Origin of the sequence: Actinosynnema sp. NPDC059335, from assembly GCF_042752395.1 — a bacterium.
Taxonomy (GTDB): domain Bacteria; phylum Actinomycetota; class Actinomycetes; order Mycobacteriales; family Pseudonocardiaceae; genus Actinosynnema.
This window is the reverse complement of sequence record NZ_JBHYXZ010000091.1, coordinates 1-2,578: the sequence shown is the minus strand read 5'-3', so window position 1 is coordinate 2,578 and position 2,578 is coordinate 1. Positions and strand designations below refer to the sequence as shown.

Annotated in this window: 2 protein-coding genes and 1 rRNA gene; all 3 read right to left on the bottom strand. The window is 74.5% G+C overall.

Going from position 1 to position 2,578, the window contains the following annotated elements:
• Window positions 1–71: 71 nt before the first annotated feature.
• A complete protein-coding gene (locus ACFXGA_RS25600; RefSeq protein WP_378091874.1) occupies window positions 72–986 on the bottom strand; it encodes a hypothetical protein in 915 nt (304 codons plus the stop codon).
• Window positions 983–2,356 carry a beta strand repeat-containing protein gene (locus ACFXGA_RS25595; RefSeq protein ID WP_378091872.1) on the bottom strand — a complete coding sequence of 458 codons (1,374 nt, stop codon included), beginning with the start codon at window positions 2,354–2,356 and terminating at the stop codon, window positions 983–985. Before ACFXGA_RS25595 ends, ACFXGA_RS25600 begins: the two co-directional genes overlap by 4 nt.
• A gap of 125 nt (window positions 2,357–2,481) precedes the next feature.
• A 5S ribosomal RNA gene (rrf, locus tag ACFXGA_RS25590) occupies window positions 2,482–2,578 on the bottom strand; the annotation flags it as partial.

The window sequence follows — 2,578 nt, the reverse complement described above, 5'->3', positions numbered from 1 at the left end:
AACCCTATTTCTTTCAGCCCCCGCGGCGGGCGCGCCCCCCCCCCTCCGGGTGTGACTTCGGTCGGGCCCGCTCAGTCCTGCGGGCTGAGGTCGAACGCGCGCTCGGCGGCGTCGGTCTCGTTGTCGTCGTCGGCCTGCGCCGCGTTGAGGAACCACTTCACGGCTTCCTCGGTGCGACCGGCCGCGGCCAGGTTGTCCGCGTAGGCGTAGAACAGGCGGGCGCTCCACGGCTCACGCCGCTTCTCGTCCAGGTCGTCGCCCTGCAGGGCCACCACCGCCGCGTCCAGCTGCCCCATGTCCCGCCGCGCGCCCGCCGCGACGATCCGCAGCTCCACCGCCTCGTCGGGGGACAGCAGCGCCACCTGTGCCTCACGAGCCAGCTCGATGGCCCGCTCGGGCCGCCCCAGCGCCCGCTCGCAGTCGGCCATCACCGCGACGTGCCCGGCGCCGTGCGACATGCGCCGCGCCGCCCGCAGCTCCGACAGCGCCTCGGCCCACTCGCCCGCGTGGTAGGCGGCCAACCCGGCGGCCTCCCGGACCACCGCGACCCGCGCCGCCTTCGACCGCGCGTACCGGGCGTGCTCCAGCGCCAACTCGGGCTCGCTGTCGATGAGCATGCCCGCCGCCGCCAGGTGCCTGCCGACGATCTCCGCCAGGCCCTTGGGCAGGCCGCGCAGCTCCTGCTTCACCTCGGGGTCGAGGATCGAGATGTCGGCGTCCTCGGGCAGCTCGGGCGTGCGGGCGCGGGTGAACACCCGCTCCTCCCCGTCGACCGCGTCCTCCGAGCCCTGGGAACCCTCGGCGACGTCCTCGCCCGCGGCCTCGGCGGCCTCGGCTGCCTCCGAGCCCTCTGCCCCGGCCTCGTCCTCGCTCTCCACAGCCCTGGGCACGGCAGCCCGGGACGGGGCGGCGTCAGCCTCGACGGCCCCGCCTTCCCCGGCCTCCGCCCGGCCCTCGGCCGCGTCCAGCGCGGCGTCCGCGCTCACATCCACATCAGCCGCGGTGTCATCAGCCACCGTGACGTCAGCCGTGCCGGTGCCGGTCGCGGTGTTGTCGGTCGCGGTGACATCGGCTGCGACGTCGGCTGCGGTGACGTCAGCCGTGGTCTCCTCGGTGACCTGCCGGTCGTCGGTCTGCGCGACCCGCTCCTGGAACCGCGCGGCCCGATCACGACTCCGCGCGTCCCGCCGGTCGCTCCCCGGCTTCTCGTAACGCGGCCGGTCGTCCCGCCGCTGGTACCCGGCGCGGTCGTCCCGACGGGGGTAGCCGCCGCGTTCCCGGTCGTCCCGGCGCTGATAACCGCCACGGTCGTCACGCCGCTGGTACCCACCGCGGTCGCCACCGGCGCGGTCGTCCCGACGCGGGTACGCGCCCCGGTCACGGTCGCCACGGGGCCGGTCGCCACCCCGGTCGTCCCGACGCGGGTAGCCGGTGCGCTCACCACCCCGGTCACCACCCCGGTCGTCACGGCGGTCATCGCGCCGCTGGTAGCCGCCCCGATCGTCCCGCCGCTCGTAACCGCCACGGTCATCCCGGCGCTGGTAGCCACCGCTGTCGTCGCGCCGCTGGTAACCGCCGCTGTCGTCACGGCGCGGGTAGCTGCTGCGCTCACCGCCGCGGTCGTCCCGGCGGGCGTACCCACCGCGGTCCCCACCGGTGCGATCCCCGGCCGGCCGGTCATCGCGTCGCGGGTAACCGCCCCGCTCGCCCCGGTCGAAGCCCCGATCGTCCCGGCGCTGGAAACCGCCCCGGTCGTCGCGCCGCTGGTACCCACCGCGATCATCACGTCGCTGGTAGCCCCCGCGGCTGTCGGATCGCTGGTAGCCCCCGCGCTCACCGCGATCCCGGTCGTCCCGACGCTCGAACCCGCCACGATCGTCACGCCGGTCGAACCCGCGGTCGTCCCGACGCTCGAAGCGGGGGCGTTCACCGCGGTTGTCGTCGCGCCGGAACCCGCCCCGGTCACCGGAGCGGTCGTCGCGGCGAGGGCCACCCCGGTCGTCACGGCCACGGTCATCGCGGCCGCGGTCGTCACGGGGCCGGTCGTCACGCGGGCGGTCGTAGCGGGGCCGGTCACCGGAGTCCCGGCGGAAGCCACCACCCCGGTTGTCGTCCCGTCGCGGAGCACCGCCACGGTCGTCACGGGGCTTGTCGTAGCGCGGGCGCTCGCCTCGGGAATCGTCACGGCGGTCGCCGCCACGAGGCTTGTCATAGCTCGGCCGGTCGTCCCGGCGCGGATAACCGCCGCCAGACCGGTCGCCCCCACCACGGGCGTCACGGCCACCACTGCTCGGCTTGCGGCTTCCCTGGGCACGGCCACCGTCGTCGGATCGGCGCGGTCGGTCTCCCTGGCCACGCTGACGGTCGCCGGGTCGATCCCCGAACCTGGACACTAACTCCTCCTACTGTGGACACGCCGAAAGGGCTTGCGGGAGAGCACATATCACTGTGCCCCCACCACAAGCCCTTTCAGGGAAGAATGTTCGGCGGCGTCCTACTCTCCCACACCCTCACGAGTGCAGTACCATCGGCGCTGGAAGGCTTAACTACCGGGTTCGGAATGGGACCGGGTGTTCCC